The following is a 24,512-nucleotide window of genomic DNA, read 5'->3' as shown; positions in this document are numbered from 1 at the left end:
CGATCCCTGATACGGCCCGTAGAATCAAAACCAGGGTTGTTTCCCGCCATTTCCTGCCCCGAAACACCCGCCGCGATGTGACTTACGCGACGATGAACGGGCCCGGCCTGACCTTCTCGCTCTCGGGGGCGTAGCCTTTATTTCCGCTGTCCATCATCTTGCGAAGCGGAAGAGGGCGGTTGACGCCGTGTCGCCACAGTCCCCCAGTAACTCGAGCATCTCGACCGACACCGACCAAGCGGGGAAGAACCCCGCTGCGGCCTTCGGTGCCAACGAATGGCTCGTCGACGAGATCTACCAGCAGTACCTCCAGGACCCGAACTCGGTGGACCGAGCCTGGTGGGACTTCTTCGCCGACTACAAGCCGGGCGCGCCTGCGACCTCGGCTCCGGCGGGTACCGCGGCCGCGGGGGCCGCGGGAACCACCACCCCCCCGGCCCAGCCGGCCGCTCCGGCCCGGCCCGCCGCGCCCGCTCCTGCGGCCGCGCAGCCCGCCGCCGCGCAGCCGGCCACCCCGGCGCCCGCCGCCCCGGCTCCTGCTCCGGCGAAGGCCGCCGCGCCGGCTGCCAAGCCGGCCGCCGCAAAGCCCAAGGCCGAGCCCGCGACCGAGGCGAAGGCCGGCCCCGAGCAGGTCACCCTGCGCGGCCCGTCCGCCGCCGTGGCGAAGAACATGGACGCCTCCCTTGAGCTGCCCACGGCCACGTCCGTGCGCGCGGTCCCGGTGAAGCTGCTGTTCGACAACCGCATCGTCATCAACAACCACCTCAAGCGGGCCCGGGGCGGGAAGATCTCCTTCACGCACCTCATCGGCTACGCGATGGTGCAGGCCATCAAGGCCATGCCGGCGATGAACCACTCGTTCGCCAGGGTGGACGGCAAGCCGACCCTGGTGAAGCCGGAGCACGTCAACCTCGGCCTGGCCATCGACCTGGTCAAGCCCAACGGCGACCGCCAGCTCGTCGTCGCGGCCATCAAGAAGGCCGAGACGCTGAACTTCTTCGAGTTCTGGCAGGCCTACGAGGACATCGTCCGTCGCGCCCGCGACAACAAGCTGACGATGGACGACTTCACCGGCGTCACGGTCTCCCTGACCAACCCCGGCGGCCTCGGCACCGTCCACTCCGTGCCGCGTCTGATGCCCGGCCAGTCGGTGATCATGGGCGTCGGCTCCATGGACTACCCGGCGGAGTTCCAGGGCACCTCCCAGGACACCCTGAACAAGCTCGGCATCTCCAAGGTCATGACGCTCACGTCGACCTACGACCACCGGGTGATCCAGGGCGCCGCCTCCGGCGAGTTCCTGCGCGCGGTCGCCAACCTCCTGCTCGGCGAGAACAACTTCTACGACGAGATCTTCGAGGCGCTGCGCATCCCCTACGAGCCGGTCCGCTGGCTCAAGGACATCGACGCCTCCCACGACGACGACGTCACCAAGGCCGCCCGCGTCTTCGAGCTGATCCACTCCTACCGGGTCCGCGGCCACGTCATGGCCGACACCGACCCGCTGGAGTACCGCCAGCGCAAGCACCCCGACCTGGACATCGTCGAGCACGGCCTCACCCTGTGGGACCTGGAGCGCGAGTTCGCCGTCGGCGGCTTCGCCGGCAAGTCCCTGATGAAGCTGCGCGACATCCTCGGCGTGCTGCGCGACTCGTACTGCCGCACCACCGGCGTCGAGTTCATGCACATCCAGGACCCCAAGCAGCGCAAGTGGATCCAGGACCGCATCGAGCGCTCGCACACCAAGCCCGAGCGCGAGGAGCAGCTGCGCATCCTGCGCCGGCTGAACGCCGCGGAGGCCTTCGAGACCTTCCTGCAGACCAAGTACGTCGGCCAGAAGCGCTTCTCGCTGGAGGGCGGCGAGTCCGTCATCCCGCTGCTGGACGCGGTGCTGGACTCGGCCGCCGAGTCCCGCCTGGACGAGGTCGTCATCGGCATGGCCCACCGCGGCCGGCTGAACGTGCTGGCCAACATCGTCGGCAAGTCGTACGCGCAGATCTTCCGCGAGTTCGAGGGCAACCTCGACCCGAAGTCGATGCACGGCTCCGGCGACGTGAAGTACCACCTGGGCGCCGAGGGCACCTTCACCGGCCTGGACGGCGAGCAGATCAAGGTCTCCCTGGTCGCGAACCCCTCGCACCTGGAGGCGGTGGACCCGGTCCTGGAGGGCGTCGCCCGCGCCAAGCAGGACATCATCGGCAAGGGCGGCACGGACTTCACCGTCCTGCCGGTGGCGATCCACGGCGACGCGGCCTTCGCGGGCCAGGGCGTGGTGGCCGAGACCCTGAACATGTCGCAGCTGCGCGGCTACCGCACCGGCGGCACGGTCCACGTCGTCATCAACAACCAGGTCGGCTTCACCGCCGCCCCGGAGTCGTCGCGCTCGTCGATGTACGCGACGGACGTGGCCCGCATGATCGAGGCCCCGATCTTCCACGTGAACGGCGACGACCCGGAGGCCGTGGTCCGCGTCGCGCGGCTCGCCTTCGAGTTCCGCCAGGCGTTCAACAAGGACGTGGTGATCGACCTCATCTGCTACCGCCGCCGCGGTCACAACGAGTCGGACAACCCGGCCTTCACCCAGCCGCTGATGTACGACCTGATCGACAAGAAGCGCTCGGTGCGCAAGCTGTACACCGAGTCCCTGATCGGTCGCGGCGACATCACCCTGGAAGAGGCCGAGCAGGCGCTGCAGGACTACCAGGGCCAGCTGGAGAAGGTCTTCACGGAGGTCCGCGAGGCCACCAGCCAGCCCGGTTCCGTGGAGTCCTCCGACCCGCAGGCCGAGTTCCCGGTCGCCGTGAACACCGCGGTGACCACGGAGATCGTCAAGCGGATCGCCGAGTCCCAGGTCAACATCCCCGACCACATCACCGTCCACCCGCGTCTGCTGCCGCAGCTGCAGCGCCGCGCGACGATGGTCGAGGACGGCACCATCGACTGGGGCATGGGCGAGACCCTCGCCTTCGGATCCCTGCTCCTGGAGGGCGTCCCGGTCCGTCTCGCGGGCCAGGACTCCCAGCGCGGCACCTTCGGCCAGCGCCACGCGGTCATCATCGACCGCAGCACGGGCGAGGAGTACACGCCGCTGCAGTACCTCTCCGAGGACCAGGCGCGGCTGAACGTCTACAACTCCCTGCTGTCCGAGTACGCGGCGATGGGCTTCGAGTACGGCTACTCGCTGGCCCGCCCCGACGCGCTCGTGCTGTGGGAGGCGCAGTTCGGCGACTTCGTCAACGGCGCGCAGACGGTCGTGGACGAGTTCATCTCCTCGGCCGAGCAGAAGTGGAACCAGACCTCCGGTGTGGTCCTGCTCCTCCCGCACGGCTACGAGGGCCAGGGACCGGACCACTCCTCGGCCCGTCCGGAGCGGTTCCTGCAGCTCTGCGCCCAGAACAACATGACGGTCGCGATGCCGACCTCGCCGTCGAACTACTTCCACCTCCTGCGGTGGCAGGTGCACAACCCGCACCACAAGCCGCTGGTCGTCTTCACGCCGAAGTCGATGCTGCGCCTGAAGGCAGCGGCCTCGAAGGCGGAGGAGTTCACCACGGGCCAGTTCCGCCCGGTCATCGGCGACGCCTCGGTCGACCCGGCCGCGGTGAAGAAGGTCGTCTTCACGGCCGGCAAGGTCTACTACGACCTCGACGCCGAGCGGCAGAAGCGCGGCGTGACGGACACGGCGATCATCCGCATCGAGCGCCTGTACCCGCTGCCGGGTGCGGAGCTCCAGGCGGAGATCAAGAAGTACCCGAACGCCGAGAAGTACCTGTGGGCCCAGGAGGAGCCGGCGAACCAGGGCGCCTGGCCGTTCATCGCGCTCAACCTGATCGACCACCTCGACCTGGCGGTCGGCGCCGACCTCCCGCACGCCGAGCGTCTGCGCCGCATCTCGCGGCCGCACGGCTCGTCCCCGGCGGTCGGCTCCGCGAAGCGCCACCAGGCCGAGCAGGAGCAGCTGGTGCGCGAGGTCTTCGAGGCGTAACCGGCAGCCGTACGCGCGCGGGCCGCACCCCTCTCACGAGGGGTGCGGCCCGCCCGTTTTCCCGCACATATCCTTGTCCCCATGTACTTCACGGACCGTGGCATCGAGGAACTGGAGAAGCGGCGCGGGGAGGAGGAGGTCACCTTCGAGTGGCTGGCCGAGCAGCTGCGCACGTTCGTCGACCTCAACCCCGACTTCGAGGTCCCGGTGGAACGCCTGGCCACCTGGCTGGCCCGCCTGGACGACGAGGACGACGAGTAAACACCCCACGGGGGCGGCATCCCCGCCCCCACCTGCACCCCCGCCCGCCACGCCGGCCACAGGCGGTCGCCGCCACCCCGCACTCCGCGGGCAGCCGCCGTCGCGCCCCCGCGATCCGCGGGCGATCGTGCCGCGGGGCGGCACGGGTGGGCCATGGGGGTCCCCCGCCCGAGCGGAGCCGGGAGTGGGGATGCACCCCGCAAGCGCCGGGCCGCGCGGACACCCCCGGCCCGCACCGACGCCGGGCTCCCCGCGAACGCCGGCCCACGCGACCCCACCCCGCTCCGCACCGACGCACGGGGCCACCTCCCCCACCTCGCGAACCGGCTGATCACTAGAACGAGTGCCTTGACTTTCCCCTGCCGCGATATATCGTGAATCACGTAAGACGCGATATGCCGCGTCGTCGTCGACCGCTGCGTTCCCAGGAGGTCCCCCCATGCCCGAGTGGTCCGTCGCGGAACCCACGAAGCTCACCTTCGACGCCCCCGTGAGCGACCTGCACGTCCGCATCGTCAACGGCGCCGTGAACATCGTGGGCATCGACGAAGGCCCTGCCCACCTCCAGGTCTCCGAGGTCGAGGGACCGCCCCTGGTGGTCACCCAGAAGGACGGCGTCCTCACGGTGGCCTACGACGACCTCCCCTGGAAGGGCTTCCTCAAGTGGCTGGACCGCAGGGGCTGGCGCCGCAGCGCGGTGGTCTCCCTGGCCGTCCCGGCCCGGACCCGGGTCGAGGTGGGCGTGGTCGGCGCCGGCGCCGTGGTCTCCGGCATCCGGGGCCCCGCCGCGGTGAAGGGCGTCGCCGGCGACACCACCCTGGTCGCCCTGTCCGGCCCGGTCCGCGCGGAGACCGTGTCCGGGAACGTGGAGGCCCAGTCCGTCACCGGCGACCTCCGCTTCGCCTCCGTCTCCGGCGACCTCACCGTCGTCGAGGGCTCCGGCTCCTCCGTGCGGGCGGACACGGTCGGCGGATCCATGATCGTCGACCTCGATCCCGACGGCCCCGCCGACGTCAAGCTGACCAGCGTCTCGGGCGAGATCGCCATCCGGCTGCCGTATCCGGCGGACGCCGAGGTGGAGGCCAACACCGCGAGCGGCGCGATCTCCAACGCCTTCGACGACCTCCGGGTACAGGGTCAGTGGGGCGCCCACAAACTGACCGGCCGTCTGGGCGCGGGCAGCGGCAGGTTGCGCGCCACCACCGTCTCCGGCTCCATCGCCCTGCTGCGCCGCCCGCCCGGGGAGGACGAGCCCGAACCGCGGGACGGCTCGGGGGACAATGCCGGTACGACCGACAAGAAGGTGCTCTGACATGCCTCCCGTCTTCGCCCACGGACGCCTCCGCCTCTACCTGCTGAAACTGCTGGACGAGGCCCCGCGTCACGGCTACGAGGTGATCCGCCTCCTCGAGGAGCGTTTCCAGGGGCTGTACGCACCGTCGGCGGGCACGGTCTACCCGCGGCTGGCCAAGCTGGAGGCGGAGGGACTGGTCACCCACACCACCGAGGGCGGCCGCAAGGTGTACTCCATCACCGACGCCGGCCGCGCCGAACTGTCCGACCGCAGCGGTGAGCTGGCCGATCTGGAACTGGAGATCCGGGAGTCGGTCGCCGAACTGGCCGCCGAGATCCGGGCCGACGTCAGCGGCGCGGCGGGCGATCTGCGCCGCGAGATGCGGGCCGCGGCCGGCAGGGCCCGCCAGAGCCGTACCGGCGGGGCCGCACCCGACGAGGAGGGCGCTTTCGGCGACTTCGGGGTCTTCGGCACCAAGGACCCCTGGCAGGCGGCCAAGGAGGAGATGCGCCGCGCCAAGCAGGAGTGGAAGGAACAGGCCCGCCGCGCCAAGGACGAGAGCCGCCGTTCCCGCGAGGAGGCGCAGCGCGCCCGCCGCCAGGCCAAGGAGGCCCAGGACAAGGCGCAGGAGGAGGTGCAGCGCATCGTGCGGCAGGTCCAGGAACAGGTGCAGGGCCATTTCGCCCGGGGCGACTGGCCGGCGGGTCTGCGCGAGGGCCTCGGTGAACTGGCGAAGGGGATGGGCGAGTTCGGCAAGGACTTCGGCTTCGGCCGCACCGGCGCGGGGGCGTCCGACAAGGTCTCGGAGCCGTCGTACTCCCGGACTCCCGAGGACTTCCCCGCCGATTACACCCCGTCCTGGGCCCATGAGGACGCCTCGGACTCCACCGGTGACCCGGCCCGCGACCTGGACCGCCTGCTGGACCGCTTCCGGGACGACATCCGTGACGCGGCCCGCGACCACGGAGTCACGACGGAGCAGCTCCGCGACGCCCGCCGCCACCTGTCCACGGCGGCGGCCCACATCGGGGCGATGCTGCGCTCGCCGAAGCAGTAGGTCCTCGGACCGACCGAAGAGGACCGGACCCGCGCCGGCCCACCCGGACCGGGCCGGCGCCCCGGGCCCTCCCGCCCCGACGGGGACGCCCCGGGCCCGGCCGGGCCCGGGCCCCTCGAGCCGGCCCTACGCCGATGTCAGCCCGCCTTGGCCTCGCCGCTCCCGTACAGCACGCGGGTCACGGACTCGTACGTCACGCCGTGGTCGGCGAGGACCTCGGCGGGGACGCCGGGACGGAGGGTGAGGGCGAGCAGGATGTGTTCGTCGCCGATGTGCCGGTCCCGTCGGTCCACGGCGACGCGCAGGGCGCCCTCGAGCACGTCCTTGGCGCCCCGGCTGAAGCTGCGGCGCCCTGCCCACCAGCCCTTGTCCTTGCGGTCGCCGGACATCGCCCCGGCGCCATGGGTCTCCTCCACCCGGGCGACGATCTCCGAGACGTCGATCCCCAGTCCGGCGAGGGCTTCGGTCTCGGCCCGGGAGAGACCGGCTCGGCGCCGGGACTCCTCCAGCGCCCGCCGCAGCGACTCCTTGCGCTCGCCCGCCCCGAGCGCGGCCAGCGCGAAGGACGCGCGGCTCGCCTCCCGGTCCAGCAGCGCGAGCAGCAGATGCTCGGCGGCGACGGTCCCCCCGTGCGCGCTCTCGACGCACTCGACCGCCCCCTTCACCACGTCCCGGGCGTCCTTCGTGAACCGCTCGAACATCAATGCCTCCCGTACTTCTTGTGCACGGCCTGCCTGCTGACCCCGAGCTCGGTGGCGATCTCCTGCCACGACCAGCCCTGATGGCGCGCGCTGCGCACCTGCACGGTCTCCAGTTGCTCCAGCAGCCGGCGCAGGGCGGCGACGGCCCGCAGGCCGACCCGTGGATCGCGGTCGCCCGCGCGCTCGGCGAGGTCGGTTGCCTCAGTCATGATGTCAACGTACGTTGACACCCCTCCGTCGTCAACCCCCGTTGACATGCCGACGGCCGGCCCGGGGATCCGGACCGGCCGTCGAGGTGAGCCTCGCCCCTCAGGGATTCGTGAGCACGATCTTGCCGAACTGCCCGCCGGACTCCATCCGCTCGAAGCCCTCCCGCGCCCGGTCCATGGGCAGCACCTCGTCGATGACGGGACGTACACCGGTGGCGGCGCAGAAGGAGAGCAGGTCCTCCAGCTCGTCCTTGGTGCCCATGGTCGACCCGACGACCTTGAGCTCCAGGAAGAAGATCCGGGTCAGCTCGGCGTGCGAGGGCCGGTCACCGCTGGTGGCACCGGAGATCACCAACGTGCCGCCGGGCCGCAGCGACTTCACCGAGTGGGACCAGGTGGCGGCCCCCACGGTCTCGATCACGGCGTCGACCCGCTGCGGCAGCCGCGCCCCCGGCTCCACGGCGTCCACGGCCCCGAGCTCCAGCGCCCGCTTCCGCTTGGCCTCGTCCCGGCTGGTGGCGAAGACCCGCAGCCCCGCCGCCCTGCCGAGCACGATCGCGGCGGTGGCGACGCCACCCCCGGCCCCCTGCACCAGCACGGAGTCCCCGGGCCGCACCCCGGCGTTGGTGAACAGCATCCGGTACGCGGTCAGCCAGGCGGTCGGCAGACAGGCGGCCTCCTCGAAGGAGAGCTCCTTCGGCTTGGGCAGGACGTTCCAGGTGGGCACGGCGACCCGCTCGGCGAACGTGCCCTGGTAGCGCTCGGTCAGGATGGACCGGGGCTCCTCGGGGCCGACCCCGTGCCCGCTCTGACCGATCACGGAGTGCAGGACGACCTCGTTGCCGTCCTCGTCGACGCCGGCGGCGTCGCAGCCGAGGATCATCGGCAGCTTGTCCTCCGCGAGGCCCACGCCCCGCAGGGACCAGAGGTCATGGTGGTTGAGGGAGGCGGCCTTGACCGTGACGGTGCTCCAGCCGGGCCGGGGCTCGGGAGCGGGTCGCTCCCCCAGCTCCAGACCCGCGAGCGGCTGGTCGCGGTCGATTCGGGCGGCGTAGACGGCGAACATGACCTTGACGATAGGTTCCCCGCCCCGCCGAAGGAACCGGGCCCCGCTGTGAGACACGCCCTCTTGCCACCCGGCAAGGCCCGCCGTCCGGGCGGCCCGAGCCCCCCGGGGAAAGGGACCGGCCCCGTCCCACCCGGGGACGGGGCCGACCAGTACTCCGCGTGCCTCAGCTGCGGGCGACGCCCTCCGCCCGGGCGGCCGCGGCCACCGCCGCCGTCACCGCGGGGGCGACCCGCTCGTCGAACGGGGACGGGATGACGTAGTCGGCGGCGAGATCGTCGCCGACCACCGAGGCCAGCGCCTCGGCCGCCGCCAGCTTCATCCCCTCGGTGATCCGGGAGGCCCGCACCTGCAGCGCCCCCGCGAAGATCCCGGGGAAGGCCAGCACGTTGTTGATCTGGTTCGGGAAGTCCGACCGTCCGGTGGCCACGACCGCCGCGTACTTGTGCGCGACCTCCGGGTGCACCTCCGGATCGGGGTTGGCCATGGCGAAGACGAACGCGCCCTCGGCCATCGACGCCACCGCCGCCTCCGGCACCGTGCCGCCGGAGACGCCGATGAAGACGTCGGCGCCGGCCAGCGCCGACTCCAGCGGCCCGGAGAGGCCGGCCTTGTTGGTGAACGACGCCAGCTCCGCCTTGATCGGCGTGAGGTCCTCGCGGTCCCGCGACACGACGCCCTTGCGGTCGGCCACGGCGACGTCGCCGACACCGGCCTCGATCAGCATCTTGGCGATCGCCACACCCGCGGCGCCCGCGCCCGAGATCACGGCGCGCAGATCGCCGAGGGCCCGGCCGCTCAGCCGCGCGGCGTTCCGCAGCGCGGCCAGCGTCACGACCGCCGTGCCGTGCTGGTCGTCATGGAAGACCGGGATGTCCAGCCGCTCCTGCAGCCGCTTCTCGATCTCGAAGCAGCGGGGCGCGGAGATGTCCTCCAGGTTCACCCCGCCGAAGGACGGGGCGAGCCGGACCACGGTCTCGACGATCTCGTCCACGCCGGTGCAGTCCAGGGCGATCGGAACGGCGTCCACGCCGCCGAACTGCTTGAAGAGGATGGCCTTGCCCTCCATCACCGGGAGGGAGGCCTCGGGCCCGATGTCACCGAGCCCCAGCACGGCCGTGCCGTCCGTCACGACGGCGACGACCTGCGACTTCCACGTGTAGTCGTGGACGAGGTCCGGCTGCTCGGCGATCGCGCTGCACACCTTCGCGACGCCGGGCGTGTAAGCCAGGGACAGATCGTCCTTGTCGCGGATCGGCACGGTGGCCTGCACGGCCATCTTGCCGCCGCGGTGCAGCGCGAACGCCGGGTCGAAGGAATCGAGGGGCTCGACCCCGTCGTCCTGCCCTGTATGGCCGTTCCGGCTTTCGCTGTCGCTGCGAGGATTGACAATCTCCGCTGCCACTTGGTTTTACCCCTTAAGTGTTCATGGTTTGAGGGTTGCCGCCCCTGGTGAGGGGCGGGCGGGACCGCGCAAGGCCCGGGGGGTTGATACGTACGGGCCGAACACGACGGGCGCGCCGCACACGCGCCCTGATCCCCGGATGAGGGGTGTAAAGAACCTTCTTACCGGACGGACGCCGTCGGCGACGAGTCCATAACGCGAAGGTCACATGCCGGGGACCCGCATTGTCGCTCGATATCAGGACAAGGCCGAGGGGAAATAGGAGCAAGCCCACAACCACGGCAAAATCCACGGCATACGGGTCCGCATCCTGGGATGCACCGGAGATCTTCCGGCCGGAACGAATGATTCCCGCAGACTGTCCGGCCAGATGTCCCGGAGTGGTGCGGTTCGAGTGTCACCCGTTATCCGATTTTGACATCGCGAGCCCCCTGAACGGCTCAGTCCAAATGGCAAGATGCCGTAATCGCACGAGGTCGCGACACTCGAAGGCGTGTGTTCTCGTCGACCTGCGGCGCTGCCGATACCCGTCGGCGGCGGCCCACCCATCGGCATCTCCACCCATCCGCCGGAGGAACCCACCATGACCGCAAGCACCACCCGTCGTACCACCGCCGCGCGCTCCCGTCTTGCGGCGGCCGGCGCGATCGCGGTCGCAGGCGCACTGCTTCTCACCGGCTGCGGTGACCAGACCGACGACAGCGGCAGCGGGGGCACCAAGGAGACGGGCAAGTCCAACTCGGCCCCCCTGTTCGACAAGCTGCCCAAGAAGATCCAGGACGCGGGCGTCCTCAAGGCCGGCACCAACGCCGAGTACGCCCCGATGGAGTTCCAGGAGGGCGGCAAGATCGTCGGCGTCGACCCCGACCTCGCCGCCGCGCTGGGCGAGAAGCTGGGCGTCGAGGTCCAGTTCACCTCCGGTTCCTTCGACGGTCTGATCAGCTCGCTGAACTCGGGCCGCTACGACATCGCGATGTCGTCCATCACGGACACCAAGCAGCGCCAGGAGGGCCTGGACGACAAGGGCAAGAAGCTCGGTCCGGGCGTCGACTTCGTCGACTACTTCGTCGCCGGCACCGCCGTGTACGTCCAGAAGGGCAACCCGAAGGGGATCAACTCCATCGAGGACCTGTGCGGCCGGCCGGCCGCCGTGCAGCGTGGCACCACGTACGAGAAGGCGCTGCAGACCCAGTCCCAGAAGTGCACGGACGCGGGCAAGGAGAAGATCACGATCCAGTCGTTCGAGAACGACACCGAGGCGCAGACCCGCGTGAAGTCGGGCGGCGCGGTCGCCGGTGTCAACGACTACCCGGTCGCGGTCGACCTGGCCCGCAAGGCGGACGGCGGCAACGCCTTCGAGATCGTCGGCGAGCAGGTGGACGCCGGCCCGTTCGGCATCGCGGTGAACAAGGACAACAAGCAGCTCACCGAGGCCCTGGAGGCGGCCGTCAACGCCATCATCGAGGACGGCACGTACAAGGAGATCCTGGCCAAGTGGGGCGCCGAGACCGGCGCCATCGACAAGGCCGTGGTCAACGGCGGCGAGTGACGGTCCCCGGCACGTACTGAAGGGCGGTCACAGTGACTGACAAATTCGACAAGGAGACGGCCGGCGCCCGGCCGGCGGCCGCCGTCTCCAAGGACAGCGGGGCCGCCGTGCCGCCCGCGGCGATCAAGGCCATCCCGGTCCGCCACTACGGCCGGTGGGTCAGCGGTGTCGTCGTGCTGGCGCTGGTGGCCCTGCTCGTCAACGCCTTCGCCACCGCCGAGAAGATCCAGTGGCACGCCGTCGGCGACTACGTCTTCGACGGCACCGTCCTCGCCGGCGCCGGGCGCACCCTGCTGATCAGCGTCCTGGCGATGGTCATGGGTGTGGTCCTCGGCGTGATCCTCGCCGTGATGCGGCTGTCGAAGAACCCGGTGACGAGCTGGGTGGCCTGGATCTACATCTGGTTCTTCCGCGGTACGCCGGTCTACGTGCAGCTCCTGCTGTGGTTCAACCTGGCGCTGATCTTCCCGATGCTGAACCTCGGTCCGCTCTACAAGGACGAGATGGTCGACGTCATGACGCCGTTCATGGCGGCCCTGCTGGGCCTGGGCCTGAACGAGGCGGCGTACATGGCGGAGATCTGCCGCGCGGGTCTGACGGCCGTCGACGAGGGCCAGACCGAGGCCGCGCACGCGCTGGGCATGAGCCACGGCAAGACGCTGCGGCGCATCGTGATCCCGCAGGCGATGCGGGTGATCGTGCCGCCGACCGGCAACGAGTTCATCAACATGCTGAAGACCTCGTCGCTGGTGTACGCGGTGACGTACAACGAACTGCTGCGCGCCACCTCGACGATCGGCTCCACGTCGTACGCCGTGATGGAGATGCTGTTCGTGGCGTGCATCTGGTACCTGGTCATCACCAGTGTCTTCAGCGTCGGCCAGTACTACCTGGAGCGCCGCTTCGCGCGCGGCTCGTCCCGGAGCCTGCCGACGACACCGTGGCAGAAGATCAAGGCCAACCTGACGGCCTTCAGCCGCGAGAGGAGCACGGTATGACGGCCATGGTGAAGGCCGAGGGCGTCCACAAGTCCTTCGGCCACGTCGAGGTCCTCAAGGGCATCGACCTCGAGGTGAGGACCGGCGAGGTGTTCTGCCTCATCGGCCCCTCCGGCTCCGGCAAGTCCACCTTCCTCAGGTGTATCAACCACCTCGAGAAGATCAACGCCGGGCGTCTGTACGTCGACGGCGAGCTGGTCGGCTACCGCCAGAAGGGCGACAAGCTGTACGAGCTCAAGGACAGTGAGGTCGCCCAGCAGCGCCGGGACATCGGCATGGTCTTCCAGCGCTTCAACCTGTTCCCGCACATGACGGCCGTCGAGAACGTCATGGAGGCGCCGGTCCAGGTCAAGGGCGTGAGCAAGGCGCAGGCCAGGGAGCGCGCGACGCAGCTCCTGGAGCGGGTGGGTCTCGGCGACAAGGCCGGGAACTACCCCTCGCAGCTCTCCGGCGGCCAGCAGCAGCGCGTGGCGATCGCCCGCGCGCTCGCCATGGACCCCAAGCTGATGCTCTTCGACGAGCCGACCTCGGCGCTCGACCCGGAGCTGGTCGGTGACGTCCTCGACGTCATGCGCGACCTGGCCGAGTCCGGTATGACGATGGTCGTCGTCACCCACGAGATGGGCTTCGCCCGCGAGGTGGGAGACAGCCTGGTCTTCATGGACGGCGGTGTGGTGGTCGAGTCGGGCGACCCGCGCGACGTCCTGACCGACCCGCAGCACGAGCGCACGAAGGCGTTCCTGTCCAAGGTGCTCTGAACGGACGCGCGGAGGGGCGGTACGGCCGGTCCGTACCGCCCCTCCGCGTTCCCCTCCGGCTACTTCAGCGCCAGCAGCAGGGTGTCCGACGGCGAGCACCACACCGGCCGGGCCTCGCCGAACCCCTTCTCGCGCAGCACGCGCGCGTGCCAGGCGGCCGGCGGCATGTCCCCGTCGGCGTGCTCGCCGTAGATCTCGAACCGGCGGGCCGTCGGTCCGGCGAGGACCGGGTCCTGGGCGGCGAGCCGCCACCACTGGGCCCAGTCGAGGACGCCGTCCGCCCTGGCCCGGTCCATGCGGGCGTGGCGCAGGGCGCGCTCGGCCGCGTTGATCCGGGGCGTCGTGTCGTCGATCATGTGATCCGCGTTCATGAAGACGCCGCCGTCGCGGACGAGCCCCGCGACGTGTCCGTAGAGGTCCTCGAGGGGTTCCCGGTGCAGCCAGTGGAGGGCCGTCGCGGTCAGCACGGCGTCGTAGGAGTCGTACGGCAGTTTCGCCGGCCACTCGGGGTCCTTGAGGTCGGCCGTCACGAAGGAGACCCGCCCGTCCCCCTCGAACGTGCCCTCCGCGATGGCGAGCAGCGCCGGGTCCAGGTCGACGCCGGTGCTGGTGGCCTCCGGAAACCGGTCGAACAGCCGGGCGGTGATGCTGCCCGTGCCGCAGGCGAGGTCGAGCACGCGCGGCGAGGTGCCGACGAGGGCCTCCACCATGTCGAGCATGACCCGGAAGCGTTCCTCGCGGTCCGGCATGTACCACTCCTGCTGCCGGTCCCAGCTCTCCTGCCAGGCCCGCCAGTCGGCGGCCGTGGTGGTGTCCGCGTCCGTCATCGAGCGCCTCCCTCACGTACGTCCCGTAATACCCTGGATACGCGATCGTCCATTACAAGACCGCTCTCTGACGATAGAGCCCCTGCGTAAGGACTACAAGTGGAACTGGCCTATTACTCGGACTATGCCGTGCGCCTCGTCAACACCGAGGAACCGGCCCGGGGGAAGGACGCGCTGACCTCGGTCGAGGCAGTCCGAGACCTGTTCGGCGCCAACCGGTCGGCGGCCCGGCGCACCACCGACGCCGATGTGACGCGGTTCCGCTCGGTCCGGGCCAGGCTCCGCTCGGTCTTCGAGGCGGCGGACGGCGGCGACGAGACCCTCGCCGTCGACCTGCTGAACTCACTGCTGCTGGAGTTCCCGGTCAGCCCGCAGATCTCCGGCCACGACTTCCGCGACGACGACGGCCGTCCGCTGTGGCACATGCACCTGGCCGACCACCCGTCCAACGCCACCGCCGGCTACGCGGCCATCGCCGCGATGGGCCTGGCCTTCCACCTCACCGAGTACGGCGTGGACCGCCTCGGCCTGTGCGAGGCGTCGCCCTGCCGCAACGCCTACCTGGACACCTCCACCAACCGCTCCCGCCGCTACTGCTCCGACCGCTGCGCCACCCGCGCCAACGTGGCCGCCTACCGCGCCCGCAAACGCCTGGAGGCCGACCGGCCGGAGAGCACGGGCCGGACCGCCGACAGCGCCCAGCCCACCGCGGCCGGCAGCGAACGCCGCTCGGAGCCGCGCGGCCGGTAACGGAACCGGACCCGGCCGAGCACCAGCTCGTCGGGCACCACCCCGTAGTCGGTGCTGTCGCCGCCCGCGAACGCGTTGTCCCCGAGCACCCACCAGCCGCCCTCGCGCCGCTCGGCGGCCCGCTTGACGACGAGCAGGTCCTGCTGGAACGGATGCCGCAGCACGATCACGTCCCCGCGTCTGACCCGGGCGCCGTAGTGCACCAGCAGCCGGTCCCCGTGGTGCAGCGTGGGCACCATGGACGGTCCGGTCACCTCGGCCACCCCGAAGGGGAGCGGCGCCCCCGCCCGCTCGGCGTCCTGCGGCAGCTCCGGCATCACCCGGCACCTCCCCGGTTCGTCCTCCACCAGTCTCAGTCTCACCCCGGACTTTTGTCCTAAGCCCGCGGGGGCCCCCGCGAAAAGCCGTCCGTCACGGAGTAATGTCCAGTGTGAGAAGACGATCACGAGGAAGGAAACGCTCCATGCTTTCCCGCCTGTTTGCCCCCAAGGTCAAGGTCAGCGCCCACTGCGACCTGCCCTGCGGCGTGTACGACCCGGCCCAGGCCCGCATCGAGGCGGAGTCGGTGAAGGCCGTCCAGGAGAAGATGGCCGGCAACGACGACCCGCACTTCCAGGCCCGTGCCACGGTCATCAAGGAGCAGCGCGCCGAGCTGGCGAAGCACCACGTCTCCGTGCTGTGGAGCGACTACTTCAAGCCCCCGCACTTCGAGAAGTACCCGGAGCTGCACCAGCTGGTCAACGACACCCTGAAGGCCCTCTCGGCCGCCAAGGCGTCGACGGACCCGGCGACCGGCCAGAAGGCCCTGGACTACATCGCCCAGATCGACAAGATCTTCTGGGAGACCAAGAAGGCCTGACCCGGCCTCCTTCCGCGGCGGCGATCGGTGCGCCATCGCGGTTCGCGGGTGTGGTGAAGGGCCCCGTCTCCGGCGGCGGGGCCCTTCGGCGTTTCCGTGACCGCTCACGCGGGCCGTGGGATGCTGGGCGGATGGAGCTGGAGGATCTGGTGCGGCTGCGGCGGGCCCGGGACCGGATGGACCGGGAGTACGCCGAGCCGCTCGACGTCACGGAGCTGGCGCGGACCGCGCTGATGTCCCCCGGTCACTTCCAGCGCAGCTTCCGCGCGGCGTACGGGCAGACGCCGTACGCCTACCTGATGACGCGGCGCATCGAGCGGGCCAAGGCGTTGCTGCGGCGGGGCGACCTCACGGTGACGGAGGTGTGCCTCGCGGTCGGCTGCACCTCGCTGGGGTCGTTCAGTTCCCGGTTCACCGAGCTGGTCGGGGAGACGCCGAGCGCGTACCGGGCCCGGTCGCACGAGGAGAGCGCGGTCATTCCGCCGTGCGTGGCCCGGATGTACACCCGGCCGGTCCGGGGCCGGCCCCGGGTCGATCCGGGCGGGACCTTCTAACGTGGGCGCATGGACACAGGAAACGACGTACGACTGGCCCAGTGCTTCATCGCCGTCGACGACCACGACAAGGCGCTGGCCTTCTACCGTGACGTGCTGGGGCTCGAGGTCCGCGACGACGTGGGGTTCGAGGGGATGCGCTGGGTGACGGTCGCCTCGCCGGAGCAGCCGGACGTGGAGATCGTGCTGGAGCCGCCCGCCGCGAACCCGGACGCCTCCCCCGGTGACAAGCAGGCGATGGCCGAACTGCTGGCCAAGGGCATGCTGCGCGGGGTCAACTTCACCACCACCGACTGCGACGCCCTCTTCGAGCGCGTCCGCGCCGCCGGTGTGGACGTGCTCCAGGAGCCGGTGGACCAACCGTACGGGGTGCGCGACTGCGCGTTCCGCGACCCTGCGGGGAACATGCTGCGCTTCATGGAACGTCCCCGGCGGTGAACGTCCGCTGGACGTACGCCTTCATCGACCGGCCGGCGTCCGGGGCCGGCCGGGCCGGCGGGTTCTGGACGGCCGTCACGGGGACGCGGCTGTCCGAACCGAGCGGGGACGACGGGGAGTTCGTGACCCTGCGGGCGGACGGCGCCGATGCCTGCGTGGGGATGCAGCGGATCGTTTCGGGACCGGGCGGCACCCATCTCGACTTCTCCGTCGAGGACGTGTCCGGGTTCGTCGCGAACGCGCTGCGGCTGGGCGCTGAGACGGCCGGCGAGCACGAGGGGTGGGCCGTGCTGCGGTCGCCCGCGGGGCAGTTGTTCTGCGCGGTGCCCTGGCGCGGGGAGTCGGTACGGCCGCCCGTCGTGCACGGCAGCCGTCTGGACCAGGTGTGCCTCGACGTCCCGCCGTCCGGCTACGACGCCGAGGTCGCCTTCTGGAGCGGGCTGCTGCCCGACTGGGACGCGGCGGCCGGTTCGCTCCCGGAGTTCCACGTCGTCAGGCCGCCGACCGGGCTGCCCGTGCGCATCCTGCTCCAGCGGCTGGCGGAGGAACGGCCGGCGTCCGCCCATCCGGACCTCGCCTGCGCCGACGTCGGCGCGACCCGGGCGCGGCACGAGGAGCTGGGCGCGGTCCGCGTGGCCGCGTTCGGTCGCTGGACGGTGATGCGGGACCCGACGGGCGGTACGTACTGTCTGACCGACCGCGATCCGCAAACGGGCGGACCGGCCCGTCCACCGGACTAGCCGGTGGTGACGAGGCAGGCGGTGGCCACCAGTCCGTCCTCGACGCCCGGCGGCGGCTCGGGGACGGGGCACCGCGTCTCCCAGCCCTCGGGGAGGGCGGGGGCCGGGCTCGGCTCCGTCCTCTCCCAGCGGGCCGGGGACGGCGGTTCGGCCTCGTCCCGCAACCACAGGGTCAGTCCGCCCCCGACGATCACGACGGCCGTCCAGATGCCCACGCCCCACCGCCACACCGCGCCCATACCGCAAGGCTAGCGCTTGGTGGGGGCCTGGCTCCCGGCATCCTTCCGGGCTCGGCCCGAGGCGAGGGCGCCGGTCTCCCCCGCTTCGGACGAGGGGGATTCCCGGCATTCCGGGTTGCGGCACGGTCCGTGCACCCACACCGGGACCCACGCGCCCAGCGTCTTGTGGCGCTTGACCACCTTCTCCACCGGCTGTCCGCAGGCGGGACAGACGGGCTCTTCGCTGTCCATGACCCCAGGGTAGGCCCAAAGCGGGCTCAGCGCTTCCTGCTGTACGTCCGCACGACCACACCGTTGCCGAACGAGCGCACCGACTCCAGCGCGAAGTGTGTGAGCGCGAAGCCGGATGCGAACATCGGCATGCCGGAACCCTGCACGATGGGGTACGTCTTGATGACCAGCTCGTCGATCTCGTCGACCAGTTCGCCGGCGATCTCCGCTCCGCCGCACAGGTAGATGTCGTACGCGCTGTCCTCCGCCTTCAACGCGCGCACCCGGCCGGCCAGGTCGTCAGCGATGATCTCGACGTTGGGATCGGGCGACTCCCCCAGCGTGCGGGAGGCGACGTATTCGCGCAGGTGGGCGTAGGGGCTGGTGATGCCCTCCTTCAGGGCCAGGTCGTAGCTGGCCCGGCCCTGGACGATCGTGTCGAACCGCTTGTTCGGCAGGTGGTCGATGCCCCTCTGCCTGCGGCCGGGGGTCGGGACGGTCTCGGGGTACTCCGCCGCGAGGAAGCCGAAGAACTCCTCGTCGACGTAGGCGAACATCGCCGACGCGTCGCCCTCCGGGTCCCCGATGAAGCCGTCGATGGAGCAGGCGATGAAGTACGTGAGCTTTCGCAACGCGGTCTCTTCCCGTGGGCGGCGGTCGTCGCTGACAACTTCATTTGTAGTACTTCAACCGTAGTGGATGCAAGGGGTCATCGGGACCGGAGTCAAGTGGGAGAAGAGATTCCGCATGGTTGGACCTGGAAGGTCCGCCAGCACCGGGAACACGATCAGCACCAGCAGGGCCGTCAGCAGCACGTTCCAGGTGAAGACCGGCATGCGGAACATCGTCATGCCGGGCGCGCGCACGCAGATGATCACGGTGATGAAGGTGACCGCGCCCAGGATCGAGCCGAATCCGGACAGGGCCACGCCCGTGATCCACAGGTCGGCCCCGACACCCGGCGACTGGACCTCATCGGACAGCGGCGCGTACAGGAACCACCAGGCTGTTCCGCGCGCCCGTGATCGGCGGCGGGGAGCGGGCGCCGTATGGGTCGAAGGGTTCCTGCGGGGACCGGGCAGGGCCGATGGCCCCCGTTCCCGCCGTCAGCCCTCCGCGCGGACGGCGGACAGCGCCTCCCGGACGGCCAGGAGGAGGCCGCTGCAGGCGACGAGCCGTGCGTCCGCGCCGACACAGGAGTCGCGGGCCGCCGGGTCGTGGCCGGCAGGCGCACCTCGTCGGGCGAGGGTCAGCAGCCCGCCGGCCGCCATCCGGTCCCGCTGGGGCGGCATGGCGGGCACGCCGACGCGCTCGGGGATCACCACGGCCAGTGGGCACCCGGACGCCCGCGTGGCCCGGCCGCCAGCGGCGTCCCCGCGCCGGTGCGCACCATGGCCACGGCCGGGGCGGGCAGCCGAGCCAGCCGGGTCCGCAGCGCGGACTCCACCAGCAGGAGCGCGTCCGGGGCCAGGTCGGCGTGCCCCACCACCGCGATGTTCCCGCCCGTCGTGCCGTCGTCACCCGCCGTTGTCCTCGTCCCGCCCCCGCCGGCCTCGTCGTCCGGCATCCGCCGGATCCCTCGGTACGGCCGGCGGGCGCCACCCGTGGGCCAGTGAAGTCCGGGCGCACGGCGACGGCCGGGGCCGAACGTCCCTTTCGAGGTCCCGGACCCGCCGGCGGCCGGCCGCGCGACCCGTCACTCCCGGCCGGTCCTTCAGCCGGTCGTGCGGGGTTCGCGCCACATGGGCCACATGCGCGGGCCGTCCGGGAGGGCCAGGGGCTCACCGGACGCCTCGAAGCCGAGGCGCCGGTACAGCAGGGCGCTGCGCTCGCTGCTCGCCTCCAGGTACGCCGCCCGTCCCTCCCGGTCGCAGCGGTCGAGGACGGAGCTGATCAGCGCGGTGCCGAGCCCCTCGCCCTGGCGGTCCGGTGCCACGCCGATCATCCACAGGTACTCGTGGGCCCGTCCCGAGGGGTGGATGTCCGCGGTGAGCCGGCCGATCAGCTCCACGCGTTCGTTGTCCGGGTCGACGGCCCGGCGCATCCGCGCGAAACCGTCGTCGTCCGGCTGCTCCTCGCCGTGCTCGGGCTCGCCCGCCGGCACGGACAGCCACAGGGCGCACGCCGAGCCGTCCTCGGTGAGATCGACACGCCCTTCGGCGAGCACGACGTCGGTGAAGGCGGCCATGAGCCTGTGGTGCGTCGTACGGCGGTACTCCTCGCCGGGAAAGACCCACCCGCTGACCGGGTCGTCCTGGAAGGCCTCGTCCAGAAGCCGCACCACCAGCTTCCGGTCTCCGTCCCCAGCCGTCCGGATCGCCACTCCCATGTCCGCCCCTCCAGCTCAACCGGCCTCGCACATACGGGTGTTGAGCGTAATGGGGCCACCGGGCCGGGGAGGGCGGGCCCCGCACATCGTGGGGAAGTGCGGGACCCGCCGGACCGGGGCCACGGTGCCGTGCGGGGTCAGGAGCCGCACGGCACCTGTGGCTCCGGGGCCGGGAAGACGGCCGGCGGGCCGTCAGGTGGTGCGCCGTGTCACGAACTCGGCCAGGGCCAGCAGCCCGCCCGCCGCCTCCGGGTCGGGCACCGCGCGGGCCACTTCCTGCATCGCCCGGGCCATCCGGTCGGCCGCCTGGGTCTGCGCCCAGTCCCGGCCGCCCGCCCGTTCCACGGCCAGCGCGATCTCCTCCAGGTCGTCCTCCTCGTCGTGCGGGGCCGCGTACACGGCGGCGAGCTCCGCGGCCTCCGGGGTGCCGGAGGTGAGCGCGGCGACCACCGGCAGCGACTTCTTGCGGGCGGCCAGGTCCGCGCCGACCGGTTTGCCGGTGCGGCGCGGGTCGCCCCATATGCCGATCACGTCGTCGATGAGCTGGAAGGCCAGTCCCGCCTCCCGGCCGAACGCGTCCAGTGCGGCCACGTCCGCGTCCCCGGCGTCCGCGTACAGCGCCCCGATCGCACAGGCGCAGCCGAGCAGCGCCCCGGTCTTGGCCTCGGCCGTGGCCAGCGTCTCGGCGAGGGTGACCTCGCCGGGGCCCCGCTGCTCCATGGCCGTGTCCGCGTGCTGACCCGCGCACAGCTCGACCACGCAGTCCGCGAGCCGGGCCGCCGCTGCCGAGGCCGCCGGATGGGGGTCCTCGGCGAGCAGTCGCAGGGCGAGCGCCTGGAGGGTGTCCCCGGCGAGGATCGCGTCGGCGTCCCCGAACACCGTCCAGGCGGTGGGCCGGTGGCGGCGGGTGGTGTCCCGGTCCATCACGTCGTCGTGCAACAGCGTGAAGTTGTGGACCAGTTCCACGGCGGCCGCCGCCCGTACGGCGGCCGCCCGGGCCGCGGGCCCGCCCAGGGCGGAGGCCGCGGCGAGCACCAGGGCGGGGCGGATCGCCTTGCCCGCACCGCCCCCGGCCGGGGTGCCGTCCGCCTGCTCCCAGCCGAAGTGGTGGAGCGCGACGCGGCGCATCGGTCCTGGCAGCGAGCCGACGGCGGCCCGCAGCACCGGATCGACTGCGGCCCGTGCCCGCTCCAGCAGCGTCGTCGCCTCGTGCCCGTCGCCGGGCCGCTGCTCCGGCACCGCCGGCACCCCGGTCGCGCTCTCCACGGCACGCCCCGTCTTCGGCTCCGTGATGGAATCCGTCATCGACTTCCCCCTGGGACCGACTCGGTGGAGGAGCGGAGGGATGGCGCTTCCGCACCCGTCGAGCGCGTACCTCCGAGGTGTACCCGCCCGGACGGCCGGGGACACGGCGTGCGGGGCGGGAGCCGGTGGTAGGTCATCGCCAACGGCCGATCTCGACGTTCTCCAGGACGCCGAGCGCGTCCGGCACCAGGACCGCGGCCGAGTAGTAGGCCGTGACCAGGTACTTGATGATGGCCTGTTCGTTGATGCCCATGAACCGCACGGACAGGCTCGGCTCGATCTCGTCGGGGATGCCGGCGGCCCGCAGCCCGATGACGCCCTGGTCCTCCTCACCGGTGCGCAGGGCGATGATGGAGGTCGTCCGGGCCTCGGTCACCGGGATCTTGTTGCACGGGTAGATGGGCACTCCCCGCCAGGTGGGGATGCGGTTGCCGCCCACGTCGATGGTCTCGGGGACGAGTCCCCGCTTGTTGAGCTCACGGCCGAACGCGGCGATCGCGCGCGGATGGGCGAGGAGCAGCCTGGTCCCGCGCCGCCTGCTGAGCAGTTCGTCCATGTCGTCGGGGCCCGGCACACCGTTGTGCGGCTGGATCCGCTGGTCGTACTCGCAGTTGTGGAGCAGGCCGAAGTCGCGGTTGTTGACGAGTTCGTGCTCCTGGCGCTCCTTCAGCGCCTCCACCGTCAGCCGGATCTGCTGCTCCGTCTGGTTCATGGGCTGGTTGTAGAGGTCGGCCACGCGGGTGTGGATGCGCAGCACGGTCTGGGCGACGCTGAGTTCGTACTCGCGCGGCCTGGCCTCGTAGTCGACGAAGGTGTGCGGGATGTCCGGCTCCCCGCTGTGACCGGCCGCGAGGTCGATCTCCTTCTCGCCGTATTTGTTGGTGCGCTGCTCCGGGACCGTGAGCCGCCGGCGGAGGTGTTCGCGCAGGGTGTCCGACCGCTCGGCGACCTGCTCGACGGCCTCGCGCGGCAGCACGAGCACGGTGCAGGCGGTGAGGGTGCGGGCGGTGTACTCCCAGATGGCGTCCTCGCCCAGCAGCGCCTGCTCACCGAAGTAGGCGCCGTCGGCGAGGACTCCGAGGGACTCGTCCTCGCCGTAGGGACCGGTGCCGACCCGCTCCACCCTGCCGTGCGCCAGCAGGTACACCTCGTCGGCCGGGCTGCCGAAGGAGGCGATGACCTGACCGGCCCCGATCTCCCGCTGCCGGCAGCGGGCGGCCAGCTCGGTCAGCACCTCCTCGTCCTCGTACGATCGCAGTACCGGCAGTTCGCCCAGTTCCGCGGGGACGATCTCGACGCGGTCGCCGGTCTTCACGAACGTCATCCGGCCGTCGCCCACGGCGTAGGTCAGCCGCCGGTTGACACGGTATGTACCGCCCTGTACGTCGACCCAGGGCAGCATGCGCAGCAGCCAGCGCGAGCTGATCTCCTGCATCTGCGGCACGGACTTGGTCGTGGTGGCCAGGTTCCGCGCGGCCGCCGTACCGAGGCTCTGCTGCTGCCTGGCCTGCTCCGAACGGACCTCTTCGCCTACCGACATAGAGAATCGCCCTCCCCAATGATGATCCCGCGCCGGGCGGGACGTTGCGCGATCAAGCCTTACTCACGCAGCGTGCGCGCACCATTACCCGATCGAGCGGGATTGGATCTTGGGATGGATGGGCACACATGGGGCGCCCGTTCGCCGGCGCCGTACCGGAAGGAGATTGTCCGGATCGACTCGCACAGGAGACGGACGAGTAGTTGAACCCGCTCCTTCCAGGTATAGGCCCGGTAGCGAGCGGCTGCGAAGAGCGGCTGCCGCCCGGAACGAAGGAGGGCGGTCATGGCCCCACCCATGTCCGCGAGCGCGTTCCTGCGCGCTCTGAAGGCGGAGGGTCTCACGGTCGTCGAGGTCGGCGACTGGCGCGACCACAACCGCAACCACAAGGGCCCGTGGGGCCCCGTCCACGGCGTGATGATCCACCACACGGTGACCAAGGGCAGCGCCCGCACGGTCGACATCTGCCGCAAGGGCTACGAGGGCCTGCCCGGTCCTCTGTGCCACGGCGTCATCACCAAGGACGGCCGGGTCCACCTCGTCGGCTACGGCCGGGCCAACCACGCCGGGCTCGGCGACGACGACGTGCTCCGCGCGGTGATCGCCGAGAGAGGGCTGCCGAAGGACAACGAGGCGAACACCGACGGCAACCGGCACTTCTACGGTTTCGAGTGCGAGAACCTCGGCGACGGCGAGGACCCCTGGCCGGCGGTCCAGCTGGAGGCCGTCGAGAGAGCCGCGGCCGCCGTGTGCCGCCATCATGGCTGGAACGAGCGGTCGGTGATCGGGCACAAGGAGTGGCAGCCGGGGAAGGTGGACCCGCGCGGGTTCACGATGGGCTCGATGAGGAAACGGATCGGCGACCGGCTGAGGTGACGCGTGGGCCCGGCGGCGCGCGGTCCGCCTGGCGACAACCCGTCGGAACCTGTCGCTCGCTCCTCTGGGACCCCGAACGGCTCGCTCCTGGCATGGTGGACCGTCCCTCCCGGTCCCAGGAAAAGACCTCGCCGTGCAGTACGTCGTCCCGGTCGGCATCGGCGTCCTCTACGCCCTGTCGATGTCTCTCGGTCTCTCGTCCGCGAACCGCACCGGCGGCGCCTGAACGCCCTCATGGTCGCCGGTGCTGGCGCCGCCTACCTCGGCGGCGGCGGGCTGGGCGGCTGGGAGTTCGCCTTCACGGCGCTGGTCACCTGGGTCGCGTTCCGCGGCCTGGACTCCTGGACGTTCATCGGCGTCGGCTGGCTGCTGCACACCGCGTGGGACGTCGTCCACCACCTCGAGGGCGCTCCCGTCATCCCGTTCGCCCCCGCCTCGTCCCTGGGCTGCGCCCTCTGCGATCCGGTGATCGCGCTGTGGTGCCTGTGGGGCGGTCCCTCCCTGATCGACGTGTTCCGCGACCGCCGTCGAAGCCGCGGGGGCCCCGGGCGACAATGGCCCG

27 protein-coding genes and 2 pseudogenes are annotated in these 24,512 nt (G+C 71.2%); 14 read left to right on the top strand and 15 right to left on the bottom strand.

What is annotated here, in order from left to right; all coding sequences use genetic code 11:
* The first annotated feature begins 187 nt into the window (after positions 1 to 187).
* The 4 genes from ACZ8ZB_RS22960 (at position 188) to ACZ8ZB_RS22945 (ending at position 6,597) form a co-directional block, all read left to right on the top strand.
* Positions 188 to 3,985, top strand: coding sequence for a multifunctional oxoglutarate decarboxylase/oxoglutarate dehydrogenase thiamine pyrophosphate-binding subunit/dihydrolipoyllysine-residue succinyltransferase subunit (locus ACZ8ZB_RS22960; protein ID WP_470739533.1), 3,798 nt, complete (start codon positions 188 to 190; stop codon positions 3,983 to 3,985).
* Between the two features lie 81 nt (positions 3,986 to 4,066).
* Positions 4,067 to 4,246 (top strand): DUF6104 family protein, encoded by a 180-nt coding sequence (locus ACZ8ZB_RS22955; protein WP_003992906.1) that lies wholly within the window; start codon positions 4,067 to 4,069, stop codon positions 4,244 to 4,246.
* 439 nt (positions 4,247 to 4,685) lie between these two features.
* Positions 4,686 to 5,558: a DUF4097 family beta strand repeat-containing protein gene (locus tag ACZ8ZB_RS22950; protein ID WP_470739532.1), complete on the top strand. Its 873-nt coding sequence runs from the start codon at positions 4,686 to 4,688 to the stop codon at positions 5,556 to 5,558.
* Position 5,559: 1 nt separating this feature from the next.
* Entirely contained in the window at positions 5,560 to 6,597 is a 1,038-nt protein-coding gene (locus ACZ8ZB_RS22945) for a helix-turn-helix transcriptional regulator (protein ID WP_470739531.1), read from the top strand.
* A 137-nt stretch (positions 6,598 to 6,734) separates the two neighbouring features.
* On the opposite strand, the gene ACZ8ZB_RS22940 is transcribed toward ACZ8ZB_RS22945, so the two are convergent.
* The 4 genes from ACZ8ZB_RS22940 to ACZ8ZB_RS22925 form a co-directional block, all read right to left on the bottom strand.
* Entirely contained in the window at positions 6,735 to 7,298 is a 564-nt protein-coding gene (locus ACZ8ZB_RS22940; protein WP_470739530.1) for a Clp protease N-terminal domain-containing protein, read from the bottom strand.
* A complete protein-coding gene (locus ACZ8ZB_RS22935) occupies positions 7,298 to 7,507 on the bottom strand; it encodes an HTH domain-containing protein (protein WP_344568920.1) in 210 nt (69 codons plus the stop codon). Before ACZ8ZB_RS22935 ends, ACZ8ZB_RS22940 begins: the two co-directional genes overlap by 1 nt.
* Positions 7,508 to 7,607: 100 nt before the next feature.
* Positions 7,608 to 8,573, bottom strand: a complete 966-nt coding sequence (locus ACZ8ZB_RS22930) for a zinc-binding dehydrogenase (protein ID WP_470739529.1) — start codon at positions 8,571 to 8,573, stop codon at positions 7,608 to 7,610.
* Positions 8,574 to 8,739: 166 nt separating this feature from the next.
* Entirely contained in the window at positions 8,740 to 9,978 is a 1,239-nt protein-coding gene (locus ACZ8ZB_RS22925) for an NAD(P)-dependent malic enzyme (protein WP_470739528.1), read from the bottom strand.
* Between the two features lie 583 nt (positions 9,979 to 10,561).
* On the opposite strand from ACZ8ZB_RS22925, the gene ACZ8ZB_RS22920 reads away from it, so the two are divergent.
* From ACZ8ZB_RS22920 to ACZ8ZB_RS22910, 3 genes are read left to right on the top strand one after another with little or no spacing between them, the layout of a single operon-like run.
* Positions 10,562 to 11,527 carry an ABC transporter substrate-binding protein gene (locus tag ACZ8ZB_RS22920; RefSeq protein WP_470739527.1) on the top strand — a complete coding sequence of 322 codons (966 nt, stop codon included), beginning with the start codon at positions 10,562 to 10,564 and terminating at the stop codon, positions 11,525 to 11,527.
* 32 nt (positions 11,528 to 11,559) lie between these two features.
* Entirely contained in the window at positions 11,560 to 12,525 is a 966-nt protein-coding gene (locus ACZ8ZB_RS22915; RefSeq protein WP_470739526.1) for an amino acid ABC transporter permease, read from the top strand.
* A complete protein-coding gene (locus ACZ8ZB_RS22910) occupies positions 12,522 to 13,283 on the top strand; it encodes an amino acid ABC transporter ATP-binding protein (RefSeq protein ID WP_470739525.1) in 762 nt (253 codons plus the stop codon). Before ACZ8ZB_RS22915 ends, ACZ8ZB_RS22910 begins: the two co-directional genes overlap by 4 nt.
* 59 nt (positions 13,284 to 13,342) lie before the next feature.
* On the opposite strand, the gene ACZ8ZB_RS22905 is transcribed toward ACZ8ZB_RS22910, so the two are convergent.
* The gene (locus ACZ8ZB_RS22905) at positions 13,343 to 14,110 is read right to left on the bottom strand and encodes a class I SAM-dependent methyltransferase (RefSeq protein ID WP_470739524.1); all 768 of its coding nucleotides are present in this window, start codon (positions 14,108 to 14,110) and stop codon (positions 13,343 to 13,345) included.
* Between the two features lie 99 nt (positions 14,111 to 14,209).
* Here ACZ8ZB_RS22905 and ACZ8ZB_RS22900 point away from each other — a divergent pair, with 99 nt between their 5' ends.
* Positions 14,210 to 14,860: a CGNR zinc finger domain-containing protein gene (locus tag ACZ8ZB_RS22900; protein ID WP_470739523.1), complete on the top strand. Its 651-nt coding sequence runs from the start codon at positions 14,210 to 14,212 to the stop codon at positions 14,858 to 14,860.
* Here ACZ8ZB_RS22900 and sodX read toward each other — a convergent pair.
* Complete coding sequence (sodX, locus tag ACZ8ZB_RS22895) at positions 14,743 to 15,177, bottom strand: nickel-type superoxide dismutase maturation protease (protein ID WP_470739522.1); 435 nt, start codon at positions 15,175 to 15,177, stop codon at positions 14,743 to 14,745. The genes ACZ8ZB_RS22900 and sodX overlap by 118 nt on opposite strands.
* A gap of 146 nt (positions 15,178 to 15,323) precedes the next feature.
* Between sodX and sodN the strand changes: the two genes are divergently transcribed.
* The 4 genes from sodN (at position 15,324) to ACZ8ZB_RS22875 (ending at position 17,451) form a co-directional block, all read left to right on the top strand.
* On the top strand, positions 15,324 to 15,719 hold the full coding sequence (gene sodN, locus ACZ8ZB_RS22890) for a superoxide dismutase, Ni (protein WP_004983535.1): 396 nt from the start codon (positions 15,324 to 15,326) through the stop codon (positions 15,717 to 15,719).
* 131 nt (positions 15,720 to 15,850) lie between these two features.
* The gene (locus ACZ8ZB_RS22885; RefSeq protein WP_470739521.1) at positions 15,851 to 16,273 is read left to right on the top strand and encodes a helix-turn-helix transcriptional regulator; all 423 of its coding nucleotides are present in this window, start codon (positions 15,851 to 15,853) and stop codon (positions 16,271 to 16,273) included.
* 9 nt (positions 16,274 to 16,282) lie between these two features.
* Positions 16,283 to 16,711: a VOC family protein gene (locus ACZ8ZB_RS22880; protein WP_470739520.1), complete on the top strand. Its 429-nt coding sequence runs from the start codon at positions 16,283 to 16,285 to the stop codon at positions 16,709 to 16,711.
* Entirely contained in the window at positions 16,708 to 17,451 is a 744-nt protein-coding gene (locus ACZ8ZB_RS22875; protein ID WP_470739519.1) for a VOC family protein, read from the top strand. Before ACZ8ZB_RS22880 ends, ACZ8ZB_RS22875 begins: the two co-directional genes overlap by 4 nt.
* Here ACZ8ZB_RS22875 and ACZ8ZB_RS22870 read toward each other — a convergent pair.
* The 9 genes and pseudogenes from ACZ8ZB_RS22870 to ACZ8ZB_RS22830 all read right to left on the bottom strand — a co-directional run bounded on the left by ACZ8ZB_RS22870 (position 17,448) and on the right by ACZ8ZB_RS22830 (position 23,074).
* Entirely contained in the window at positions 17,448 to 17,690 is a 243-nt protein-coding gene (locus tag ACZ8ZB_RS22870) for a hypothetical protein (protein ID WP_470739518.1), read from the bottom strand. The genes ACZ8ZB_RS22875 and ACZ8ZB_RS22870 overlap by 4 nt on opposite strands.
* A gap of 9 nt (positions 17,691 to 17,699) precedes the next feature.
* A complete protein-coding gene (locus tag ACZ8ZB_RS22865; protein ID WP_470739517.1) occupies positions 17,700 to 17,921 on the bottom strand; it encodes a hypothetical protein in 222 nt (73 codons plus the stop codon).
* Between the two features lie 26 nt (positions 17,922 to 17,947).
* Positions 17,948 to 18,532, bottom strand: a complete 585-nt coding sequence (locus tag ACZ8ZB_RS22860) for a dihydrofolate reductase family protein (RefSeq protein WP_470739516.1) — start codon at positions 18,530 to 18,532, stop codon at positions 17,948 to 17,950.
* A gap of 135 nt (positions 18,533 to 18,667) precedes the next feature.
* A pseudogene (locus ACZ8ZB_RS22855) lies at positions 18,668 to 18,901 on the bottom strand (cbb3-type cytochrome c oxidase subunit I); the annotation flags it as partial.
* 105 nt (positions 18,902 to 19,006) lie between these two features.
* Positions 19,007 to 19,222, bottom strand: coding sequence for a hypothetical protein (locus ACZ8ZB_RS22850; RefSeq protein WP_470739515.1), 216 nt, complete (start codon positions 19,220 to 19,222; stop codon positions 19,007 to 19,009).
* The gene (locus tag ACZ8ZB_RS22845; protein WP_470739514.1) at positions 19,219 to 19,467 is read right to left on the bottom strand and encodes a hypothetical protein; all 249 of its coding nucleotides are present in this window, start codon (positions 19,465 to 19,467) and stop codon (positions 19,219 to 19,221) included. Before ACZ8ZB_RS22845 ends, ACZ8ZB_RS22850 begins: the two co-directional genes overlap by 4 nt.
* A 147-nt stretch (positions 19,468 to 19,614) precedes the next feature.
* A complete protein-coding gene (locus ACZ8ZB_RS22840) occupies positions 19,615 to 20,229 on the bottom strand; it encodes a GNAT family N-acetyltransferase (RefSeq protein ID WP_470739513.1) in 615 nt (204 codons plus the stop codon).
* Positions 20,230 to 20,421: 192 nt separating this feature from the next.
* Positions 20,422 to 21,534, bottom strand: coding sequence for a family 2 encapsulin nanocompartment cargo protein polyprenyl transferase (locus ACZ8ZB_RS22835; RefSeq protein ID WP_470739512.1), 1,113 nt, complete (start codon positions 21,532 to 21,534; stop codon positions 20,422 to 20,424).
* Between the two features lie 133 nt (positions 21,535 to 21,667).
* Positions 21,668 to 23,074, bottom strand: coding sequence for a family 2B encapsulin nanocompartment shell protein (locus ACZ8ZB_RS22830; RefSeq protein ID WP_470739511.1), 1,407 nt, complete (start codon positions 23,072 to 23,074; stop codon positions 21,668 to 21,670).
* A gap of 285 nt (positions 23,075 to 23,359) precedes the next feature.
* Between ACZ8ZB_RS22830 and ACZ8ZB_RS22825 the strand changes: the two genes are divergently transcribed.
* Positions 23,360 to 23,950, top strand: a complete 591-nt coding sequence (locus ACZ8ZB_RS22825; protein WP_470739510.1) for an N-acetylmuramoyl-L-alanine amidase — start codon at positions 23,360 to 23,362, stop codon at positions 23,948 to 23,950.
* Between the two features lie 133 nt (positions 23,951 to 24,083).
* A pseudogene (locus ACZ8ZB_RS22820) lies at positions 24,084 to 24,478 on the top strand (DUF6010 family protein); the annotation flags it as partial.
* Positions 24,479 to 24,512: the final 34 nt, after the last annotated feature.

The sequence above is a fragment of the Streptomyces sp. 12E genome (assembly GCF_055633275.1).
Note: the sequence above shows the minus strand (reverse complement) of the source record. Positions and strands in the feature narration are given on the sequence as shown.

Bases quoted from the DNA above. Each gene is read 5' to 3' on its own strand.
- ACZ8ZB_RS22835 (WP_470739512.1), bottom strand. From the start codon at position 21,534: ATGACGGATTCCATCACGGAGCCGAAGACGGGGCGTGCCGTGGAGAGC.
- ACZ8ZB_RS22885 (WP_470739521.1), top strand. From the start codon at position 15,851: ATGGAGCTGGAGGATCTGGTGCGGCTGCGGCGGGCCCGGGACCGGATG.
- ACZ8ZB_RS22945 (WP_470739531.1), top strand. From the start codon at position 5,560: ATGCCTCCCGTCTTCGCCCACGGACGCCTCCGCCTCTACCTGCTGAAA.
- ACZ8ZB_RS22920 (WP_470739527.1), top strand. From the start codon at position 10,562: ATGACCGCAAGCACCACCCGTCGTACCACCGCCGCGCGCTCCCGTCTT.
- ACZ8ZB_RS22950 (WP_470739532.1), top strand. From the start codon at position 4,686: ATGCCCGAGTGGTCCGTCGCGGAACCCACGAAGCTCACCTTCGACGCC.
- ACZ8ZB_RS22930 (WP_470739529.1), bottom strand. From the start codon at position 8,573: ATGTTCGCCGTCTACGCCGCCCGAATCGACCGCGACCAGCCGCTCGCG.
- ACZ8ZB_RS22830 (WP_470739511.1), bottom strand. From the start codon at position 23,074: ATGTCGGTAGGCGAAGAGGTCCGTTCGGAGCAGGCCAGGCAGCAGCAG.
- sodX (WP_470739522.1), bottom strand. From the start codon at position 15,177: ATGCCGGAGCTGCCGCAGGACGCCGAGCGGGCGGGGGCGCCGCTCCCC.
- ACZ8ZB_RS22940 (WP_470739530.1), bottom strand. From the start codon at position 7,298: ATGTTCGAGCGGTTCACGAAGGACGCCCGGGACGTGGTGAAGGGGGCG.
- ACZ8ZB_RS22910 (WP_470739525.1), top strand. From the start codon at position 12,522: ATGACGGCCATGGTGAAGGCCGAGGGCGTCCACAAGTCCTTCGGCCAC.
- ACZ8ZB_RS22865 (WP_470739517.1), bottom strand. From the start codon at position 17,921: ATGGACAGCGAAGAGCCCGTCTGTCCCGCCTGCGGACAGCCGGTGGAG.
- sodN (WP_004983535.1), top strand. From the start codon at position 15,324: ATGCTTTCCCGCCTGTTTGCCCCCAAGGTCAAGGTCAGCGCCCACTGC.
- ACZ8ZB_RS22905 (WP_470739524.1), bottom strand. From the start codon at position 14,110: ATGACGGACGCGGACACCACCACGGCCGCCGACTGGCGGGCCTGGCAG.
- ACZ8ZB_RS22845 (WP_470739514.1), bottom strand. From the start codon at position 19,467: ATGCCGGACGACGAGGCCGGCGGGGGCGGGACGAGGACAACGGCGGGT.
- ACZ8ZB_RS22935 (WP_344568920.1), bottom strand. From the start codon at position 7,507: ATGACTGAGGCAACCGACCTCGCCGAGCGCGCGGGCGACCGCGATCCA.
- ACZ8ZB_RS22880 (WP_470739520.1), top strand. From the start codon at position 16,283: ATGGACACAGGAAACGACGTACGACTGGCCCAGTGCTTCATCGCCGTC.
- ACZ8ZB_RS22825 (WP_470739510.1), top strand. From the start codon at position 23,360: ATGGCCCCACCCATGTCCGCGAGCGCGTTCCTGCGCGCTCTGAAGGCG.
- ACZ8ZB_RS22840 (WP_470739513.1), bottom strand. From the start codon at position 20,229: ATGGGAGTGGCGATCCGGACGGCTGGGGACGGAGACCGGAAGCTGGTG.
- ACZ8ZB_RS22870 (WP_470739518.1), bottom strand. From the start codon at position 17,690: ATGGGCGCGGTGTGGCGGTGGGGCGTGGGCATCTGGACGGCCGTCGTG.
- ACZ8ZB_RS22955 (WP_003992906.1), top strand. From the start codon at position 4,067: ATGTACTTCACGGACCGTGGCATCGAGGAACTGGAGAAGCGGCGCGGG.